The organism is Salinimicrobium tongyeongense (assembly GCF_026109735.1).
Taxonomy (GTDB): Bacteria; Bacteroidota; Bacteroidia; order Flavobacteriales; family Flavobacteriaceae; genus Salinimicrobium; species Salinimicrobium tongyeongense.
The window spans coordinates 1881456-1901773 of sequence record NZ_CP069620.1 but is presented as its reverse complement, the minus strand read 5'-3'; the positions used below and the strand labels follow the sequence as shown (position 1 = coordinate 1901773).

General features: G+C 42.7%; 15 protein-coding genes. 3 read left to right on the top strand and 12 right to left on the bottom strand.

Annotation, left to right across the window (positions count from 1 at the left end):
• Positions 1–67: 67 nt before the first annotated feature.
• A complete protein-coding gene (locus JRG66_RS08435; RefSeq protein WP_265162325.1) occupies positions 68–1129 on the top strand; it encodes an endonuclease/exonuclease/phosphatase family protein in 1062 nt (353 codons plus the stop codon).
• Here JRG66_RS08435 and JRG66_RS08430 read toward each other — a convergent pair.
• The 12 genes from JRG66_RS08430 to uvrC form a co-directional block, all read right to left on the bottom strand.
• Positions 1126–1563, bottom strand: a complete 438-nt coding sequence (locus tag JRG66_RS08430; RefSeq protein ID WP_265162324.1) for a hypothetical protein — start codon at positions 1561–1563, stop codon at positions 1126–1128. The genes JRG66_RS08435 and JRG66_RS08430 overlap by 4 nt on opposite strands.
• An 88-nt stretch (positions 1564–1651) precedes the next feature.
• A complete protein-coding gene (locus JRG66_RS08425) occupies positions 1652–3502 on the bottom strand; it encodes an endonuclease (protein ID WP_265162323.1) in 1851 nt (616 codons plus the stop codon).
• Positions 3503–3562: 60 nt separating this feature from the next.
• Positions 3563–4636, bottom strand: a complete 1074-nt coding sequence (locus tag JRG66_RS08420; RefSeq protein WP_265162322.1) for a hypothetical protein — start codon at positions 4634–4636, stop codon at positions 3563–3565.
• Between the two features lie 11 nt (positions 4637–4647).
• Positions 4648–7155 (bottom strand): TonB-dependent receptor, encoded by a 2508-nt coding sequence (locus JRG66_RS08415; protein ID WP_265162321.1) that lies wholly within the window; start codon positions 7153–7155, stop codon positions 4648–4650.
• A gap of 185 nt (positions 7156–7340) precedes the next feature.
• Positions 7341–8975 (bottom strand): glucose-6-phosphate isomerase, encoded by a 1635-nt coding sequence (pgi, locus tag JRG66_RS08410; protein ID WP_265162320.1) that lies wholly within the window; start codon positions 8973–8975, stop codon positions 7341–7343.
• Between the two features lies 1 nt (position 8976).
• A complete protein-coding gene (locus tag JRG66_RS08405) occupies positions 8977–10215 on the bottom strand; it encodes a peptidoglycan DD-metalloendopeptidase family protein (RefSeq protein WP_265162319.1) in 1239 nt (412 codons plus the stop codon).
• A gap of 10 nt (positions 10216–10225) precedes the next feature.
• Positions 10226–11182, bottom strand: coding sequence for a tryptophan 2,3-dioxygenase family protein (locus JRG66_RS08400; RefSeq protein ID WP_265162318.1), 957 nt, complete (start codon positions 11180–11182; stop codon positions 10226–10228).
• Between the two features lie 2 nt (positions 11183–11184).
• Positions 11185–11958, bottom strand: coding sequence for a DUF3108 domain-containing protein (locus JRG66_RS08395; protein ID WP_265162317.1), 774 nt, complete (start codon positions 11956–11958; stop codon positions 11185–11187).
• 296 nt (positions 11959–12254) lie between these two features.
• Positions 12255–13391, bottom strand: coding sequence for a 4-hydroxyphenylpyruvate dioxygenase (gene hppD / locus JRG66_RS08390; protein WP_265162316.1), 1137 nt, complete (start codon positions 13389–13391; stop codon positions 12255–12257).
• 92 nt (positions 13392–13483) lie between these two features.
• Positions 13484–14644, bottom strand: a complete 1161-nt coding sequence (locus JRG66_RS08385) for a homogentisate 1,2-dioxygenase (protein WP_265162315.1) — start codon at positions 14642–14644, stop codon at positions 13484–13486.
• Positions 14645–14757: 113 nt separating this feature from the next.
• Positions 14758–16989 carry a patatin-like phospholipase family protein gene (locus JRG66_RS08380; RefSeq protein ID WP_265162314.1) on the bottom strand — a complete coding sequence of 744 codons (2232 nt, stop codon included), beginning with the start codon at positions 16987–16989 and terminating at the stop codon, positions 14758–14760.
• The gene (gene uvrC / locus JRG66_RS08375) at positions 16973–18772 is read right to left on the bottom strand and encodes an excinuclease ABC subunit UvrC (protein WP_265162313.1); all 1800 of its coding nucleotides are present in this window, start codon (positions 18770–18772) and stop codon (positions 16973–16975) included. The genes JRG66_RS08380 and uvrC overlap by 17 nt, the downstream gene beginning before the upstream one ends.
• Before the next feature lie 251 nt (positions 18773–19023).
• Between uvrC and JRG66_RS08370 the strand changes: the two genes are divergently transcribed.
• Both JRG66_RS08370 and rimK read left to right on the top strand, forming a co-directional pair.
• Positions 19024–19449, top strand: a complete 426-nt coding sequence (locus JRG66_RS08370) for an ATP-dependent zinc protease family protein (protein WP_265162312.1) — start codon at positions 19024–19026, stop codon at positions 19447–19449.
• Positions 19446–20318 carry a 30S ribosomal protein S6--L-glutamate ligase gene (gene rimK, locus JRG66_RS08365; protein ID WP_265162311.1) on the top strand — a complete coding sequence of 291 codons (873 nt, stop codon included), beginning with the start codon at positions 19446–19448 and terminating at the stop codon, positions 20316–20318. Before JRG66_RS08370 ends, rimK begins: the two co-directional genes overlap by 4 nt.

Genomic DNA, 20318 nt, shown 5'->3' with positions numbered 1-20318 from the left:
GCACAATAATACATTTTTTATTCTATCTTTAATCTGATTCCCATCATTTTTAACAAAAGAAAATCCGGTGTTTCAAAAAGCCTTTAATTTACTGATCCTCAGCATCTTTGTTCTTGCTTTTCAACTGGCAGAAGCACAGGAAAAAAAGGATTATAAAGCCTATAGTATAGGTTTTTATAATGTTGAGAACCTATTTGATATTTATGACTCCCCAAATACTTATGATGAAGATTTCACGCCTTCGGGCAAGTACAGATGGACCGCCGGGCTATACCAAAAGAAGCTGGAGAACCTGGCGCGGGTGATAAGCAGCATGGGAAGGGAGGAGCTAGCCTCACCCCCAGCAATTGTGGGGCTGTGTGAGATCGAGAACCTTCAGGTGCTGGAAGACCTCGTAAAAATGCCACTTTTGGCACCCTATAATTACCAGATCATACACAGCGATTCCCCCGATGAAAGAGGTATTGATGTCGCCCTCTTATACCGGGCCAATGCCTTTAAATTGAAGGACTGGAAGAACCATGAGCTCTTGATCTACGAAGCCAGGAACACTTCAAAAAGGGATTTTACCCGGGATCAACTGGTAGTGAGCGGTTCTATAGACGGCGAGGATATTCACTTGATTGTAAACCACTGGCCTTCTCGCAGTGGCGGGGAAAAACTTAGCAGCTATAAGAGAGCAGAGGCTGCCAGGCTTAACAAACGGATCATAGATTCGCTACAAAAGCAGGATCCTTATACCGGGATTGTAAATATGGGAGATTTTAATGATGATCCTGCCAATGCCAGCCTGAACAGAATTTTGGGAGCCAGGGCAAAGAAGGAGCAGGTAGGATTTGGAGGATTATACAATCCTTTTGCTGCAATTGCTTCGGAAGGCAGAGGAACTTCGGCATATCGCGACCAGTGGAATTTGTTTGACCAGATTTTGGTTTCAAAATCTTTAATAGAAAAAAGCCCCAAAAAATTCACATTTTTCAGGGCTTATATTTTCAATCCGCCGTTTCTTATTACCTCTAAAGGGGCTTATAAAAATTATCCTTTTAGAAGTTTTGGACAGTCAGGATTTACGGGTGGTTTTAGTGATCACTTTCCGGTGTACATCATCTTAACCAAACAACTGAACTAGAACCAGGCAGACCATGGAATTCGAGAAAGCACAAAAACCAGGGCAAGACCGTAGAATATACCGAGTGTTTTAAACTTTTGGTTAGACAGGCGCTTATTTTTGTGTTTTGAATATCCAATAGTGATCAATGCCACAGCAATAACCATAATAAGCGGGTGCTCCACAAGGTAAAGTCGCAAGGTGGAATCTTTCATTACTTGCCCCATTCCCAGTTCGCCAAAGGCTTTAAAATAGGGGGAAACAAAGTAGAGAACAATCCCAATAAGAAGCTGGATATGCGACACAATTAGCGAAAATAAAGCCAATCGAAAATCTGTTGCAGCATATTCTTTCTTTGAGGAGATCCCAATTATGAAATTAACGGTTGCAATTATAAGCACCAGTAAGACCAGGTATGCCCACCAGGAGTGGATAAAGAGTACTGTTTCGTACATAATAGTAGATTTATTAGGGGTAAAGATAAGTTTTTTAAATAAAAAAACCGCTCCTTATGGGAGCGGCTTGTATGGTGGAATTCACAATTTAAAAAGTTCCAAGACCTTCGGTATTCTCATCGCTGAAGGTTTCCCACTCATCGGGCACAAAGGTAGTATTGGGGGTAGAACCAGGTTTTCTTCTAAGGTTTACATCTTTTGCAAAATCGGCACCTCCTTTTTCTCCCAGCATATCAACCAGAACACCGTCAAGGAAAAGTCCGATTGGATCATTCCCGTTGAAGTTTACAACCTGATGCTCTGTTTTGATATCGGCAGCATTAAGAAGAGCCTGCCTGTCGGCTTCACTATTCACAATAACGAGAACTTCTCCTGCCTCTAACGTATACCCGGCAAGGCTGAATTCATTATCCCAGGTTTCACTTGCATTTGTGATCTTCATAAGCGAATAAGACTCGAGATCTACAGTTTCTTCTGAAAAATTAGCAATTTCAAGCGCTTTATTGTGTCCAAAAGAACCTTCAATATATTCGGAAATAATTATTGAAGAAGCTCCTTCTGAATCACCTGTATCAGCATCTGTTTTACCTTCAACTGCTGTACTTTGAGCTGAAGCATTGTCGTAAATATCTACAGCTGCAACGGTAAATGAATATGTGTGATCGGCATCAAGACCGGCAATGGTATAATCTAAAGATTCTACATTTTTATAGAATTCGCCATCAATGTAGATATCATATCCCTGAACAGCTGCATTATCTGAAGATGCTGTCCATGAAAGGGAAATGCTTGAAGAAGTAGCTCCCGTCACAGCAAGATCTTGTGGCACTGAAGGTGCTTCAGCATCGGCAATTGTAGTAACCTCCAAAGCCGTACTCATGGCCGAATAATTTCCAGCAGAATCTCCAGCAGCTACTGTGATGGAGTAAGTTGTTCCGGGTGCCAGATCAATAATATTAACAGTTGTTGAAGTAACAGTTGTATAGTACTCTCCATTCACTTCAATGTAATATTTTGTTACCGCAACATTATCTGTTGAAGCATTCCAGGAGATCTTGATATTTTCGAATCCTTTTTCATTTAAAGTTAACCCCTCCGGAACTGATGGAGCCTCTTCATCAGAAAAATCTACTTCTCCATCCCAGCGGTTTTCAGCATCATCTCCACCCCAAAGGCTCGTTGCTAAATGTGGGTTATCAATAAATGGATTCCTGTTGCCCTGTGCACCGTATATAACTTCGTTTCTCTGGATCTCAAAATTAGAAACAGGATCTTCGGCGTTCCACTCAAGGAACAGAGCCAGTCCTCCAACTTCGTCAAAAGGTTCATTATACCTAAGGTTCATGTACATGATCATTCTGGCAACATCACCACGCCATTCATCACCCGGATAGAAAGCAGTACCGTTTACTAATTTGTACTGACCATCTCCATCAACATAAGGAAAGTTTAACCTTGATTCATTTATCGCGATATCGGCTACGCGCAGAATATGAAGGTCGGCAATAGCGTCACCTTCAAGGAGGGATTTTGGATAAACATGCTCTGTATTGAATGTTTGAACATCATTAGGATTACCCGAAGACTGGTATTCATCTTTACTTCTGCTTTCTCCTGAATACAACAAAATGACATTAGCAGGATTAGAAGGATCTTCATCGGCATCATAGAGATAATCATGACGATCTGTATACCCCAGAATATTTTTATGTTTCTCTATGGTAAGAACTGCAAGCTCATCATAAAGCTCTTCAGCAGAAAGTGTAAAATCGACGCCGCCATAATATCCAACCAGGGCATCGGGAATTACATAAATGCTCTCTTCCTCAGGAACCTCAGGGTCTACCGGCTGATTAGGAACAGTATTGTTATTATCATCTGTACTACAGGCAAACAGGAATAAAAAACAGACTATTGGTAAAAAGATATATTTTTTCATTCTTGTAAATATGGATAAAAAAAACCGCCACTAAAAGTGACGGTTTTAAGTGTTTAGCTGTTATTCGTTGAGAACGAATTCCCCTTCTTCATTTACAATGACGTTAACGCTATAAGTAGCAGGTGATCCTGCATAACCTATAAAGTAAACGAGGAACTTCTGTCCTGTTTCAGCTTCAGGGAACCGGGTTTCAAGTATGGTAACAATATTTTCAAATGCAGCATCATAATCGTCCTGATCCCAATAATTGAAGTTACCATATTGTTCATTTCCTGTAAGTGCATAGTCGGCAGGAGTCAAGGTATAGATAATAGTATTGTCTGGCTCCCATGCTGTACCATTGTGGCCGTACTGCAATACCATTTCTACAACACCAGTGGTAGTATTCCATTGTTGACCATTATAGTTAAAGATCTGAATTACTTCAATGGTATTACCATTACCTATATGAAGATTATAAAGAATAGTCTCAGTGTCTCCTTTAAGAGCATAAGGATATTTCAATCTTAAAAAGTTAGGAATAATCTCTTCTGCATCTTCACGGTTAGAGAAGTTTTTATAACGGCCCTGTCCCATTTCGTCATAATCCTCATCGGTTAAAGTGTAAGGTGCCACCCAGGTATTATCAGCTTTTACATAAAGCTTTGTTTCATCACTGGTATTTCCCGAAGAGTAGTACTTATATGTAAGCTCAACGGCATCACCACCTTCTGCCTGTGGAAATTTATAATTTAGGAACCTCACCATATCATCGGAGCTGTCAAAATTTTTGTATTTGAAATTCAACTCCAGATAATCTTCTTCAGTAACAGTATATGCTACGGCTTCACTAACCTCAATTAACGGGTTTGCAATATTAGCCGTTATAGAAGCCAATGACTGGTTGCCCCATAGTGGATAGGTTTCATCAAGGTAAGCAGGGATTTCAACATTTGCGCTGTCTATTGACGCAAAATACTCATTATCAAGGCCCATAGCAGTGTAATCCTCTTCTGTAAGTGTGTACTCAAGAGTACCCACCAAAGGATCGGTCGCGATGATTTCATCGATCTCTGCATGAATGTCATCCATAGGGTCACAACTTATAAAAGTCGCACCTATGACCATCATTAATAAATAAACTAATTTTTTCATTTTTCCTTTTTTTAGAAATTAAGCTTTGTTCCGATGTTGAAGGTTCTTCCAAAACCATAGAAGAAACCACTGTCTCTGGCAACAGAAATATATTCTGTATCCAATACGTTGTTTACATTTCCAATTAATGTAGCATCAAATCCGCCAAAGTCGAAATTGTAGGTTAAACCAAAATCCACCAAACCGTAAGCAGGTACTTCATAAGACTGTCCTAGGGTTGGATCATCACGTCTTGCAGGATCAAAGTCGGCATACAGACTGTCAAAGTAATTCCAGTTTAAACGAATATGAGTACCTTCCATTGGTTCGAAATCGGCACCGGCAGCAAAACTGTTTTGAGCAGAACCACCAACCTTTAGACCACCTATGTAAAGGTTTACTTCACGTAAAAATTCTCCGGTTTCATCAATAACAGCAACTCCTGTTACGTCATTTTCCCAGGTCCAGTCTCCAATAGAGGCCATACCATTAAGAGTAAGGTTCTCAAATGGGCGGTAGTTAACTTCTAACTCGATACCCTGGTGAAGCGCATTAAGACCAAGAATGTTTGCAGAACCAAAAGTTCCATCTTCCTGACGGAAAGTCTCGGTTAAAGTCTTGTCATCCCACTTAGTGTAGTATGCGTTAAGGTCTACTCTAAAGTTACGGCTTCTGTAACCGTATCCCAACTCTGCACTAAAGATTTTCTGATTTTCAGCATCTTCGTTGATATCATTGGTGTTGTTAAGGAAAACAGCGTTCATAAAAGGCGCTTTTTCAAAATAGCCAATATTGGCAAAAACATTATGAGTATCAGTAAGGTTGTAGTTAGCACCACCTTTTGCACTGTATCCAAAGAAGTCTACCCATTCGGTTTCCTGATTTCCTACTTCATATCTAAAATAATCGATTCTTTTGTACGAAGTGTTTGAAGCGGCAACATTAATAAAAGCAGAAAGTGCATCTTTTGAATACTCTGCCTGTGCAAAAGCACCTAGCCATCCTACAAGACCGTCATTATAGTAATCAATCTTATCTCCAACCTGTGCAGTATTTAAAGGATTGTTTACATTGGAATCATCAAAAACATATTGGCCTCCTAATAGATCTGTGAGTTCAGTATAGTGCTCACCTTCGTAGTATCTAACATCTATACCTCCGGTCAATTCAAGGTTTTCTACTACTTCGGAAGAAATTGTAGATAAAAGTCCGTACCACTCATGGTTGTTTCTTGAAGCCCTTAAATAAGTTTCTGAACCTAAGGCTCCAAGAGCCACATTCTCTTCTACGATAAGATCAAGATTTACAGGCTGAAGAAAGCCGTCTCTGTATTTGGAGTCAAGGCCAAATTTATTGACACCTCCAAAACCTCCACCTCCACCGGAACCGAAGGAAGCATAAACAACTGTAGATAGTTGTGTTTCATCTGAAATATCCCAATAATGGTTTAGGGATATTTGTGGTTTATGGAAGAAGTTGTCTTCAATACTCACCACCTGGCCATCGCGATAACCCCAGTCTCTGTTAAAACGGGTACCACTCTCACTTTGTCTATATGTAATTAACTGCTCTGCATTTTGACGTTGCCCATGCTCCTGTTGCGCCCCAAAGGCGGTAAAAGAAAGCTCATGGTCTTCACCAAGTTCTTTAGCCACATTCACGAAGTATGAAAACCCAGAGAATTGAGTTCCATCAACATAACCATCTCCCTCAGTTCTGGAACCAGATACAGTTGCAGCCCAGCCGTTCTCCATTTTTCCTGTAGAAACTGTTGCAGCCACTTTGTTATACCCGTCATTTCCTAAAGAGTAAAGAACGCTACCCCCTTCTTCTGCATCGGTAGTTTTGGTAACAATGTTAATTGTTCCACCAATAGAAGGCACAGCAACTTTTGAAGCACCAAGCCCGCGCTGAACCTGCATAAATCTTGTAACATCTGAAAGACCAGCCCAGTTACTCCAGTAAACACGACCATTTTCCATGTCGTTCACCGGGATACCATTGATCATTACGGCAATGTTTTCAGAATCAAAACCTCTAAGCCTGATTTCAGCATCACCAAATCCACCACCACCTTTTGTTGCGTAGACACCCGGAGTGGATTTTAAAATTTCAGGAAACTCCTGGTTTCCCAGTCTTTGCTCAATGGCTTCAGCTTTGATCGTGGAAACAGCCACCGGCGTTTTACGGTCAATCGCAATAGAATAAGAAGTTATGATCACTTCTTCCAAAGCATCTGCATCTGGAGAAATTAAAATCCTACCAAGATCAACAGTTTGTCCATTTTGAACTGTAAATGGCACGCGAATTGCTTCAAATCCTACGTAAGTAATTTCTACAACTCCCGAAGAACGATCGGTCTGAATACTGAATTTACCGCCAAAATCGGTCATGCCACCTGCGTTGGTGCCCACTACCAGTACATTTGCCCCCGGCAGCGGCGCATCCATGTCAGAATCGATTACCGTACCGGTAATTGTTCCTTGTGCAAAAATTGTAGCTGACGTTAAAAATAACGCTAACGCTAAAAATTTTCTCATTGTGTAATTTGTTAGTTTGTGTTTAAAAAGTTGCTGCAAAAGAACAACTTTCTTTAAAAATATCCTTTAACTTAAGGTTAAGAATTTTTCACAAAAAACACAAGGTTTTCAACAGCCCTAATAACAAAACAACCTCCTGTTTATCAGGAGGTTGTTTGTACATAACATAAAAAGCTAACTATCTGTTACTCTTGCAGATAAAATTTTAACAAATTTCCTGTAGAAGAATCGTGCGTTCCCACGTCATTTTTCTCAATTTCGTCGAGAATGGTTGTTGCAAGCTGCTTGCCCAATTCTACCCCCCATTGATCATAACTGTATATGTTCCAGATGATACCCTGCACGAAAATCTGATGTTCGTACAAAGCGATTAACTTGCCAAGGCTTTCAGGAGAAAGCTTGTCTATCAAAATAGTGGTTGTAGGATTATTCCCTTTAAATACTTTGAATGGCAATAATTTTTCAATCTTTTCTTCGGAAGTATTTTTAGCTTCCAGCTCTTTTCTAACTTCATCTGAAGATTTTCCCTGCAACAAGGCTTCTGTCTGGGCAAAGAAATTGGCCATCAACTTGTTATGGTGCTCCTGCTCGTTGTGCAGGGATTTTTTAAATCCGATAAAATCTGCAGGAATGAGTTTTGTTCCCTGGTGGATTAGCTGGAAGAAAGCATGTTGAGAATTTGTTCCGGGTTCCCCCCAAACTATATTTCCGGTTTGATAGCTTACTTCATTGCCGTTGCGGTCTACACCTTTCCCGTTACTTTCCATAATTGCCTGCTGCAAATAGGCAGGAAAACGGTGCAGGTACTGGGTATAAGGGATGATGGCCTGGGTTTCAGCTTTAAAGAAATTGTTGTACCAAAGGGTCAAAAGTGCCAGTTGAACGGGAATATTTTCTTTAAAGTCGGTCTCTTTAAAATGCTCATCCATTTTTCGGGCACCTTCGAGCAGGGCGTTAAAGTTGTCGTAGCCTATGGAAAGGCTGATAGAAAGACCTACCGCACTCCAGAGAGAAAAGCGGCCTCCAACCCAATCCCACATTGGGAAAATATTCTGGGTTTCAATGCCAAATTCCTCTACTGCCTTCACATTGCTCGAAACGGCCACAAAATGTTTAGCCACAGCATCGGCCGGCGCTTTTTTGGTGAACCATTTTCGTATCGTAGTGGAATTGGCCAAAGTCTCCTGGGTAGAGAACGATTTGGACACGATAATGAACAAAGTAGTCTCTGGATTGAGGTCTTTAATCACCTCCTGCACGTGGTCTCCGTCTACGTTTGAAACAAAATGTACCTTCAGGTGGTTTTTGTAGTACTCCAGGGCCTCGGTAACCATCACCGGACCGAGATCTGACCCCCCAATCCCAATGTTCACCACATCGGTGAAAGCCTTACCTGTAAAGCCTTTTTTGGCACCAGTAATCACAGAATAAGAAAATTCCCTGATATTTTCTTTAACTTCGAAAACTTCAGGAATCACGTTCTCACCTTCAACTTTAATACTGGCATCGGCCTTACTCCTCAAAGCGGTATGCAAAACCGAACGCCCCTCGGTCCTGTTGATTTCTTCCCCTTCAAAAAGGGCATTTATAGCCTCCTTTAATCCGGCTTCTTCAGCAAGAGCAGTAAGGAGGTCACGAGTTTCTTCAGTAATTAAATTTTTGCTGTAGTCTACATAAAAATCTTCCCACTTAAGAGTAAAGGCATCAGCCCGATTAGGATTTTTTTGAAAAGCTTCCTTTAGGTTAAAATCTTTTATTTCAGAAAAGTGAGCCTGAAGTTTTTCCCAGGCTTTGGTATGGGTTGGATTAGTTTTAGTCATTTTAAATAGGTTCTTTAAATTCAATTTTTCCCAGCTCCGTCTTCAAAGGCTCAATAGCCGCAAAGTAAGACGGGATGTATTTATCTTCAATAGGCTCGGCTGCCGGAAGGTTTTGACGGAATGGATCTACCTGCACGCCATTCTTCCAGAAGCGATAGCAAACATGCGGCCCGGTGGCCAGTCCTGTACTACCTACATAGCCAATAATATCTCCCTGCTTTACACGCTGCCCCTGCTTTACCGCACGTTTTGACATGTGCAGGTACTGGGTGGTATAGGTGCCGTTGTGTTTTATCTTAACGTAATTACCGTTGCCGGCAGTATAAGAAGATGCTATCACCACGCCGTTTGCCGTACTCCAGATGGGCGTCCCGTGAGGTGCAGCATAATCTGTGCCTTTATGGGCTTTCCAGCGTTGCTGTACAGGGTGGAACCTTCTTGGGCTGAAACGGGATGAAATTCGGGTGAAATTAAGCGGTGCCTTCAGGAAAAAACTCTGTAGCGGCCGGGCTTTTTCATCGTAATAATCGCGCTCCCCCGAAGTAGAATCTACCATGAAATTAAACGCGTAATACGGCTTGTCTCCATGGTAAAACACCGAAGCTTCAATATTCTCAATTCCTGCATAAATACTGTCATTGATGTAGCGCTCGTTGTAGACCAGCTTAAACCTGTCTCCTTTTTGCAACCTAAAAAAATCTATACTCCATTGGTATATGTTGCTCATCTCGTGCGCTATAAGATAGCTCAAACCTTCATCCTGAATTGCCTCGGTCAAACTGGAGTTTATCACTCCCGAAACTGTTCTTTTGGCAATAGTCACCGGTTTTTTTGCAGTATACACCGAAACACTGTCCCTAAGGTCTACCACGGTGTAATTTACCAGGTCATTCTCGTAAATAAAAACATGCGGGGTTGCAGCCGAATCGCGGTCTTTAAGGATCACATAAGGCTTTCCAAGAACAATTCTACGCGGATTAAAAGTGTCACGCACTTTGTTCACTATCTCAAAGATCTTGTTTGGATCAACGCCATGTGTACCCAGGATAAGGCCAAAACTATCGCCCGACCTGATGGTGTCGCGCACCACTTCATAGTCATTTAAGACAAAACCAAACTCCTTTACCAAAGCCGGTGCCTTTACTTTAACAGTGTTATCGGCTATTTCAGGTTTTTCATTGTGGTTATTACAGCCAACCATAACCATCATCAACATTAGCAGGTAACCAAGTCTTCTCACTTTCAATATTTTATTGTGTTATCATTTCTTCTACCCATTGTCTACCCCATTCTTTTTTCTCATCTTCACTCCAAAGTTCCGGAAAAAAGAAGATCCTTTGAAAACTGGGTGGCAAAAACTCTTTCCAGTTTGTACCTCCCGTTGCTTTTACGGCATGTTTCTTCACTACAAGGTAACGTTGCGCTGCACCAATATGCACCAGGAGCCAGTTTACATTGACTGCAACATCCAGATTACGCAACGCCGAAATTAAATTTTTATTGTCTTTTTCTTCCTGCGGAAGTTTATGATAAAGCTCTAAAAGAGTTTTACCCTGAAGGTTGTTTGCAAGCCTTAAGAAAGTCTCGTCATATTTCTCTTCAAACTGCCTGAGGGTAAGGGTTTTTTCGCCGGTATCTGAACTTATTCCTCCCCGCTTCCAGTAGATATTCTGATATACCTCCTGAAGGTTGGTGTTAGCGCGATAAGCCTCCCGGTTCTCCTGCAACACGAGGTTGTGGAGCGGTGTGGAGTAAATCTCTATCATCCTGAACTGGCCCGACTGGAATCCGCTGGCGGGCAACAAGGCCATCCTGAACTTCAGAAATTGCTCCCTGTCCAACCCTTTGATCATCACATCAAAAGAATGGGTCTGTATCTTGAAGTACCTTACAATACGGTTGAGCCTTTCAGTAAAAAAATCGGCCTTGAGATCTCTGGCCTCAACCAGCTGTTTCATCTCGTGGAGAACCAGCTTAAAATACAATTCGGTAATTTGGTGATAGCCTATAAAAATTTCCTCATCGGGGAAATGGGTCTTTGGTTTTTGCAGGCTCAAGAGCGTATCCAGCTCGATATAATCCCAATAAGTAAGATATTTATCGTAAAGCAGACCGTCGAGATACGAACCAAGATCCTGGCCGGAATTCCGGAATTTCTCCTCCAGCTGCCTTAGCTTTTCGGCTATCTCGGGCTGTATGCCACTCATATTTACTTCATTATTATGTTCAATGGATATTTCAATCCTTTAAAAGCATCAATATCAGCATTCAGGGAACCTACAGCAAGATCGGCTTTGATCTTTAAGGGCATGCGGTTTTTGTCATCGCTAACCCAAATTGTAAGGCTTTCTTTCTTTTCAAAAACCCGGCCAGCCAGCACGTAGGGCTGAAATTTTAATGCCGCAATATTACCCATTTTTGTTTTCACGACCTCCCTCCCCAGGAATTTTAACTTAAAATCGTGGTTCTCGTCATCTATGAACATTTTAATGCTAAACATTTCCCCATGCTCAAGTGAACTCACGTCCAGATTATTGCGCAGGTAGTAAAAAGAAGAAAGCATATCGTGTACATTCTCGGGAATGGAATACGTATTCCTGGTGTTGTATTTACGGTTAAAAACGTGAGCCGTATTGCTGTCGTGATCAAAATCTATAAGCAGATCACGGGTGTGGCCACCTTCATCTATCTGCCGGATAAACCTGAGGGGTTCGCCGCTCTTCTTGTCCATAAATGTCTCGTAGTTGTCATCAACTTTAAAGAACAAATGCAGTAAACCTGTAGATTTTCCCTTCCCCACCACATGGTACACAGGCTTATTTCGAAGTGTGGTCTCCTTTACCTCGAGGGTCGCAAAACTTGCATTGAACATACCGTAGTGAATTCGAAACCTGAACCACTCCCCGGCATCAAAAGCCTGGTGAGACTGAGCCGACATATTGAGGGCAATAAGTGAAATTATAATCGCTGTAATCTTCTTCATTTTATACAAGTAGGTTTTTTCCGGTATGACAATTACAATTTCTATTCCAAATGTATTAAAAGAAAAAGCCCCGTCAAATCAATGACGGGGCTTTTAATCTTATTAACCAACTAAAACTTAAATTATGAAAAAAAAGTAATTTTTTTCCCAATCCTGGTAACCACTCCAAAATTGCGGTGCAAAAGTCTTATATAAGTAGATAACTCACAACTAAAATTTGGACTTTAACGCAACTTATTTGAAATACCTACATTTTTAAGCTTTAAGCTGAATTAGAAATGAGTTAATATATTAATTTATAGCGTTCCCCGTAAATTTTGTTCTCTTTCTATTGCTTCAAAAAGGGCTTTAAAATTACCTTTTCCGAAAGATTGTGCTCCTTTTCTCTGAATGATCTCAAAGAACATGGTGGGCCTGTCAAGAACCGGCTTGGTAAATATTTGCAAAAGGTAACCTTCATCATCCCTGTCTATCAATACGCCAAGCTCCTTTAAAGGCTCAAGTTCTTCATCTATTTCCCCCACCCTGTCCAGCACATCGTCATAATAGGTTTCGGGTACGTGAAGAAATTCCACTCCGCGGTCGCGCAAAGAACTAACGGTTTCAATAATATTATCTGTGGCCACAGCGATGTGTTGCACTCCTGCCCCGTTGTAGAAATCTATATATTCTTCTATCTGGGATTTCTTCTTTCCTTCAGCCGGCTCATTAATAGGAAATTTGATCCTTCCGTTTCCGTTACTCATCACCTTACTCATCAGGGCTGTATATTCCGTAGAAATATCTTTGTCATCAAAAGATACCATTTGCGCAAAGCCCATTACCTTGGCGTAAAACTCGCACCATTTGTTCATTTCATTCCAGCCCACATTCCCTACCATGTGGTCTATGTATTTAAGCCCCACTTCCTCTACCCTGAAATTTGGCTTGTATTCTTTGTAGCCGGGCATAAAGGGGCCCGAATAATTTTTTCTTTCCACAAACACGTGAACCGTCTCCCCATAGGTGTGAATGCCCGAAAGTACCACATGCCCGTGTTCATCACTCACCTCTTTAGGTTCAAAATATGATTTTGCACCTCGTTTTGTGGTTTCTTCATAACTCTTGCGGGCATCGTCTACCCAAAGAGCTACTACCTTCACCCCGTCTCCATGCTTATCAATATGAGCATTTATCTCTCCTCCCGGCTGTAACGGGCTGGTAAGCACAAGCCTTATCTTGCCCTGCTGAAGCACATAGGAAACCCTGTCTTTACTGCCCGATTCAAGCCCCGAATAAGCTACAGGCTGAAAGCCCCAGGCCTGCTGGTAGTAGTAGGCCGCCTGCTTGGCATTTCCCACATAGAGTTCAACGAAATCTGTACCCATAATAGGCAGGAAATCTTCGGCCTGTGGCACTGTCTTCTTTATTTCTGTTGTGTTTTCTGTAGACATAAATAATTATATTTTAGGCCGCACTGCGACATTTTTCTTTAAAGTTCAATTTCATAAAGCCTCAAAAATGGCATTTTTTAAAGCATTTATTTTCAATGGTCAAGCCATGATTTATGGTAAGAGTCATCTGCGATCTCCATGGCATCTTCAGTCACCATTAAGGGCTTAAAAGTATCTACCATCACTGCCAGCTCTTCGGTTTGGGTCTGGCCAATGCTGCGCTCTACCGCTCCCGGGTGTGGCCCGTGAGGAATACCCGCCGGGTGCAAAGAAATATGCCCGGCTTCAATATCGTTCCGGCTCATAAAATCGCCATCTACGTAATAAAGAACCTCATCGCTGTCTATATTGCTGTGACTGTAAGGCGCCGGTATGCTTTCGGGATGGTAATCGTAAAGCCGCGGGCAAAAAGAACACACCACAAAGGCATCGGTCTCAAACGTCTGGTGCACCGGTGGCGGCTGATGAATTCGGCCCGTTATGGGCTCAAAATCGTGAATTGAAAAGGCATAAGGATAATTGTAACCGTCATAGCCCACCACATCAAAAGGATGTGAGGCATAGACCATATCAAAAATTTTTCCCTGCTTCTTGATCTTGATCAAAAAATCCCCTTTTTCATCATTCGTTTCCAGCTCATATGGCCTTCTGATATCCCTTTCACAAAACGGCGAATGCTCCAGCAGCTGCCCAAAATGGTTACGGTAGCGTTTTGGCGTATAAATGGGCCTGCGCGATTCCACAATGAATAACCTGTTCACCTCATCATCAAAGTCGAGCTTATAAATGGTTCCGCGGGGAATTAGCAGGTAATCTCCGTATTTAAAATCGAGGTTTCCCAGGTGGGTCCTCAGTTTACCGCTGCCCTTGTGGATGAAAAGCAACTCATCTGAATCGGCATTTTTATAGAAATAATCTTTCGTAGATTTTTGCGGCGCAGCCAGGGCGATATCCACATCGCTGTTGGTAAGCACTACTTTTCGGCTCTTCAGGTAATCTGGATCTGGCTTTACCTGGAATCCTTTAAACCTGTAAGACTGTATATTCTTCACAGTGGCCACCTTCGGCTGCACGTCATAACTCCCTTTGATCTCCTTTACCTGCGTGGGCCGCTGCTCGTGATACATATTCGAGTACATTCCGTCGAAACCAATAGTCCCAAAAAGCTGCTCGTAGTAAAGACTTCCATCGGGCTTTCTAAAAACGGTATGTCTTTTATGCGGAATTTTTCCGAGGGTATGATAAAAAGGCATATTAGCGTATTTTAATGAAAACGTTTTCGTAAGTTCCTCTTTTGAGCCTCAAACTCCTGAAGGAACGGTTACAAATATGAACAAATTTTACTGAATTCTCCGTTAAAGGACCTCTAAAACCAGAAGCCCAGGCTAAAATACCACTGACTTTCCTTTTTTTCGGGGGAAATAGAATACTTCACCTCAACAGGCCCCAAAAAAGTCTCCAGGCCGTATCCCAGGGCGTAACCCGAATACTCGGGCCAATTCAACCAGTTTCCGCCTTCAAAAAGTTCGTTTTCAACATTGGCAAAGTTTGCGCTTAAAATGAGGTGGCTGTTTGCCAGGAACCTGTAATCTAGCTCCAGCAGGCCTTTGATAAAACTATCACCCGAAAGATTGATGAATTCATAGCCGTAGAAAGAAGTGAAGTTGTTGATAAAGTCATTGCCATAACCGCCCAGAAAGAAGTCAAAAATGTTGTTTTCGCGGCTGCCAATCCTAAACCCGGCTTCCGAAGAAATCCTTACCGATAACTGCTCTGCAGGAGAAAAAGTAGCTCCCAAAGTACCCTTTGCAGTCGAAAAGGCTGAAAAATCATCTCTTGACGATAACAGCTGCCAGTGAAAATCGCTTTCAAAGAAGACGCCGCGGGTTGGAAAATATTTTGAATCCCTGCTGTCGTAAAGCAGGTACCCAAAAGGAGCATAATAAGAGCTGTCGTCAAATTCCCCTGTTTCAGGCATGGCAGGATTGGGAGTGTCTATAGTCTCTGAAGTTATGTTCAGGTGCTTGTGCTCCAGCCCAATTCCAAACGAAAATACCTGCTGAAAAAGCGTTTCTACATAAACCTGATTGGTAAAATCCTGGTAATCTATCTCCAGCCGATTGATCCCGTCAATTTCGAAACCAGAATTTTCATTAGCAAGGTCGAACGAAACTCCTTTGCTAAAGCTGTTGTACCTCGACCTGAAGCCCACGCTCCAGTAGTAACCTTTGTCTATATAGTAATTGAAATTATACCTGAAATTATCCCCCAAAACCACATCGAGCGAACTCACATCGTTGGTCACCAGTAAACTCTTATGGGTGATGTTTAAAAGCACTCCGCTGTGATAAACATTGTCGTAATGCAATCCCATTCTTAAAAGGGTCTTGCTGGGATTTTCCTCTAATTGCAGCACAAGCAGGTGACCATCATTTGATGGTACCAGCCGGTAATTGATGCGGTTAAAATTCCTGGTGGCCGAAAGGTTATTAATGCCCAGGTTCAAATCTTTGTAAGTAATGGTATCGGGAGACTGAATTTTCAGTTTCCCGAGCACATAGGCTCGGGGATACGATGTGTTCCCCTCAATCTGCACCCCCGTGATGAACAGGGATTCTACCGGCGAGATATATTTTCTTTGTTGCGGCTCTTCCTGCTGCTTTGCCGCAATTTGCTGCAGGGCCGGCAACATTGCCCGTGCAGCGGCCTCGCCTTCATCAATGATCTCCCGGCCTTTTTCAAAAGAGACTACAGAAAAGGGTTTAATGTCAGGATCAATATAAACATCGGTCTTTTCGATTTTCTCGCGCATATCGGTAATGGTTCTGAAGTTACTCACCTGGGCAAGGATATCAAAAACCGATTTTAATTCATCCCGTTCCAGAAGCGTATCCTGCACATCTACACCAATAATTATATCGGCTCCCCTTCGCCTCACTTCCTCTACGGGGTAGTTGTTCACAATACCACCATCAACCAACAGCTGCCCGTCAATAATCACCGGGCTAAACAAACTCGGGATAGCCGCACTCGCCGAAATTGCCTGCGGAAGGTGCCCCTCATCAAGCAGGACTTCTTCCCCGTTCTCAATATTGGCAGCAACAGCAAAGAAAGGAATGGGCAAAGCTTCAAAATCCTGATTTTCCTCTAAATGCAGGGTGAGCTTTGACATGAGGTTATACACGTTCTGGCCTCTTGAAAGGGCCGTGGGAAAACTAATATTAAAATTATCGAACGGCAGCGTGAGCGCATATCTTTCTGAATCCCTCTTTTCATAAAAGGTTTTGGCACTTCTGGGCAGCTCATCCTGAAGCAGGATATTAAAATTGGTGGTTTGAAAAATACTGTCGAGCTGATGGGCAGAATAACCCGCCGAGTAAAGCGCACCCACAATGGCTCCCATGCTGGTACCACCAATGAGGTCTACCCTTACCCCGGCTTCTTCAAGCACCTTGAGCACCCCAATGTGCGCCAGGCCCTTTGCCCCGCCCCCACTCAATACCAGCCCCACTTTGGGATCTTCCTTTTCCTGGGCCAGCCCCGGCAGGAGTCCCAAAAAGAGTAAAAGCACAAAGAGTTTTTTAGTCTTTTTCTGCATGGTAATGTTGATATATAAGCATAGCTTTAGACTTTCCAATTACCGAAGATAAACTTTCCAGCGTAGCTTCTTTCACTCTTTTTACAGACCTGAAATGCTTTAACAGCTCTACCACCGTTTTCTCCCCAATTCCCGCAATTTCTTCAAGCTCGGTATTGAGGGCAACACTGCTGCGCTTTTGCCGGTGAAAGGTAATACCAAAACGGTGGGCTTCATTCCTCAACTGCTGAATGATCTTGAGGGTTTCCGACTTTTTATCGAGGTATAAAGGAATTGAATCTCCAGGGTAGAAAATCTCCTCCAGCCTTTTTGCAATTCCAATGATGGCGATCTTTCCTCTAAGGCCCAAAGTTTCCAAAGCTTTTACTCCTGAAGACAACTGGCCTTTCCCACCGTCTACTATCACCAGCTGCGGCAGGGGTTCGCCTTCTTCCAAAAGCCTGCGGTACCGCCTGAAGACCACTTCTTCCATAGAAGCAAAGTCGTTAGGGCCTTCAACTGTCTTAATATTGAACTTTCGGTAATCTTTCTTGCTGGGTTTCCCATCTTTAAACACCACACAGGCCGCCACCGGATTGGTTCCCTGAATATTCGAGTTGTCAAAACACTCTATATGCCTTGGCTCTTCGTTTAGCCTGAGATCCTGCTTCATCTGGGCCATGATACGGTTCACATGCCTGTCGGGGTCCACGATCTTCATTTGCTTGAAGCGCTCCTGCCTGAAGTATTTTGCATTTCTTGTAGACAAATCGACGATCTGTTTCTTGTCACCCAAAACAGGCACTGTAACTTTAATTTCTTCGCCCACATCAACTTTAAAAGGAACGTAGATCTCGCGGGTGTGGGAATTGAACCTTTGCCTTATTTCGGTTATGCCCAGCTCCAGCAGTTCCCTGTCGGTCTCGTTGAGCTTTTTCTTCATTTCTATGGTGTGCGAGCGTATAATGGCACCATGAGACAGCTGCAAAAAATTCACATAACCGTAACCTTCGTCACTCACAATAGAGAACACATCTACATTGTTGATCTTTGGGTTCACCACGGTAGATTTCGCCTGATAGTTCTCTAAAATGTCAATTTTCGTCTTGATTTTTTGCGCCTCCTCAAATTCCATTTTTTCGGCGTGGGCTTTCATCTGCTGCCTGAACTGCTGTAAAGAGTCCTTGAAATTCCCTTTTACGATTTGGCGAATGGCATCGATCTTTTTGTGGTATTCGGCTTCAGTTTCATAGGCTTCACAAGGCCCCATACAGTTCCCAAGATGGTACTCCAGGCATACTTTGTACTTGCCGTTCCTTATTTTGTCTTCAGCAAGATCATAATTACAGGTGCGAAGGGGATACACCCCCTTAATAAGGTCCATAAGCGTGTGTATGGTCTTAAAACTGGTAAAAGGGCCATAGTATTCACTGCCATCCTTCACTAACCTGCGGGTGGCAAAAACCCTTGGGAATCTCTCATTTTTGATACATATCCACGGGTAGGTTTTATCATCCTTCAGCATCACGTTAAAACGCGGCTGGTGCTTTTTGATAAGGTTATTTTCCAGGAGAAGGGCATCGGTTTCCGAAGAGACCACAATATGCCTTATCTCGTGTATTTTTTTTACCATCACGCGTATGCGGTGGCTGTCATTGTTCTTGGTAAAATAGGAAGTGACCCTTTTTTTGAGGTTTTTGGCCTTCCCCACGTAAAGGATCTTTCCGTTTTTGTCAAAATACTGGTATACCCCCGGATTTTCGGGCAGGGTTTTTAATTGTACTTCCAGCTTGTTTTCCTCCATGCTTCAAAGGTAAAATATTAGAATTTGCCATTTTAAATAGCACGGGCTGTATAGTGTTAAAAAAATTTTCTGAAGCTTCAGGTGTCAAAAATGCCAAAAAGAAGGATTACTTCGGAAGAAACCGGAATCAATATGGGGCTTTAAAGAAGCTTACAAAGTATAAAACCAACGGGGAGTTAGTTCATTTTCAGCAAAATATATTTTCAGAAATAGTTAAGATTTTAAAAATCTGCTTTTAGTACCTTGCGATCATGGAAAAAATTACCATTGGCCGTTTTGACAAGGCAGATTTTCCCGACCTGCACCTCGAAGACATAGCAGTTAAGGTAGATACCGGAGCTTACACCTCATCCATTCACTGCGATCACATCGTGGAAGAAAAAGGGGTGCTAAAATGCACCTTTCTGGACGAAGAGCACCCGCTGTACAATGGCCGCACTTACAGGTTTAAAGACTATGATATTGTGTTTGTGAAAAGCAGCAATGGCATCGTGCAAAAGCGCTACCAGATACAAACCACCATTACGCTCTTTGGAAAAACCCGAAAAATCTCCCTGTCCCTTTCGGCACGGCAGGAGATGAGATTTCCCGTACTTTTGGGCCGAAAATTTATAACAAGAAAATACATCGTAGATACCGAATATTACGATCTCTCTTATAAGAAGAAGCAAGAATGAATATAAAGATCCTTTCCAGGAACAGCAGCCTGTACTCCACGCAACGGCTTGTAGAGGCAGCTAAAAAAAGACATCACGACGTTGAGATCATAGATCCTCTAAAGTGTGACCTCATCATTGAAAAGAAACACCCGAGCATTTACTACAAAGGCCGGCATATTGAAGATGCCGATGCTGTAATTCCTCGAATTGGGGCTTCGGTCACTTTTTACGGTACGGCTGTGGTAAGGCAGTTTGAGATGATGGGGGTATTCTCTACCACCGAGTCACAATCTCTGGTAAGGAGCCGTGACAAACTGAGGAGCCTGCAGGTACTCTCCCGCGCCAGGCTTGGCCTTCCAAAAACGGTGTTCACCAATTATTCCAAAGATGTTGGGGAAGTAATAGACCACGTGGGTGGCGCCCCTTTGATCATTAAACTGCTTGAAGGGACCCAGGGCCTTGGGGTTGTTCTTGCTGAAACCAAGAACGCAGCCGAATCGGTCATTGAAGCTTTTAACGGGCTGCAGGCAAGGGTGATCGTACAGGAATTTATCAAGGAAGCCGGTGGTGCCGATATACGGGCATTTGTTGTGGATGGCCATGTAGTTGGCGCTATGAAGAGACAGGGGAAAGAAGGGGAATTCCGTTCTAACCTCCACCGTGGTGGGACCGCAAGTATCATTCAGCTTACCGATGATGAAGAGAACGCAGCCATCAAAGCAGCCAAAGCCATGGGACTGGGAGTGGCCGGGGTAGACATGCTACAAAGCTCCCGCGGGCCCCTTATCCTGGAAGTAAATTCTTCCCCCGGGCTCGAAGGCATCGAAGAAGCCACGGGAAAAGATATCGCTAAAACCATTATTCGTTATATTGAGCGAAACGTTTAG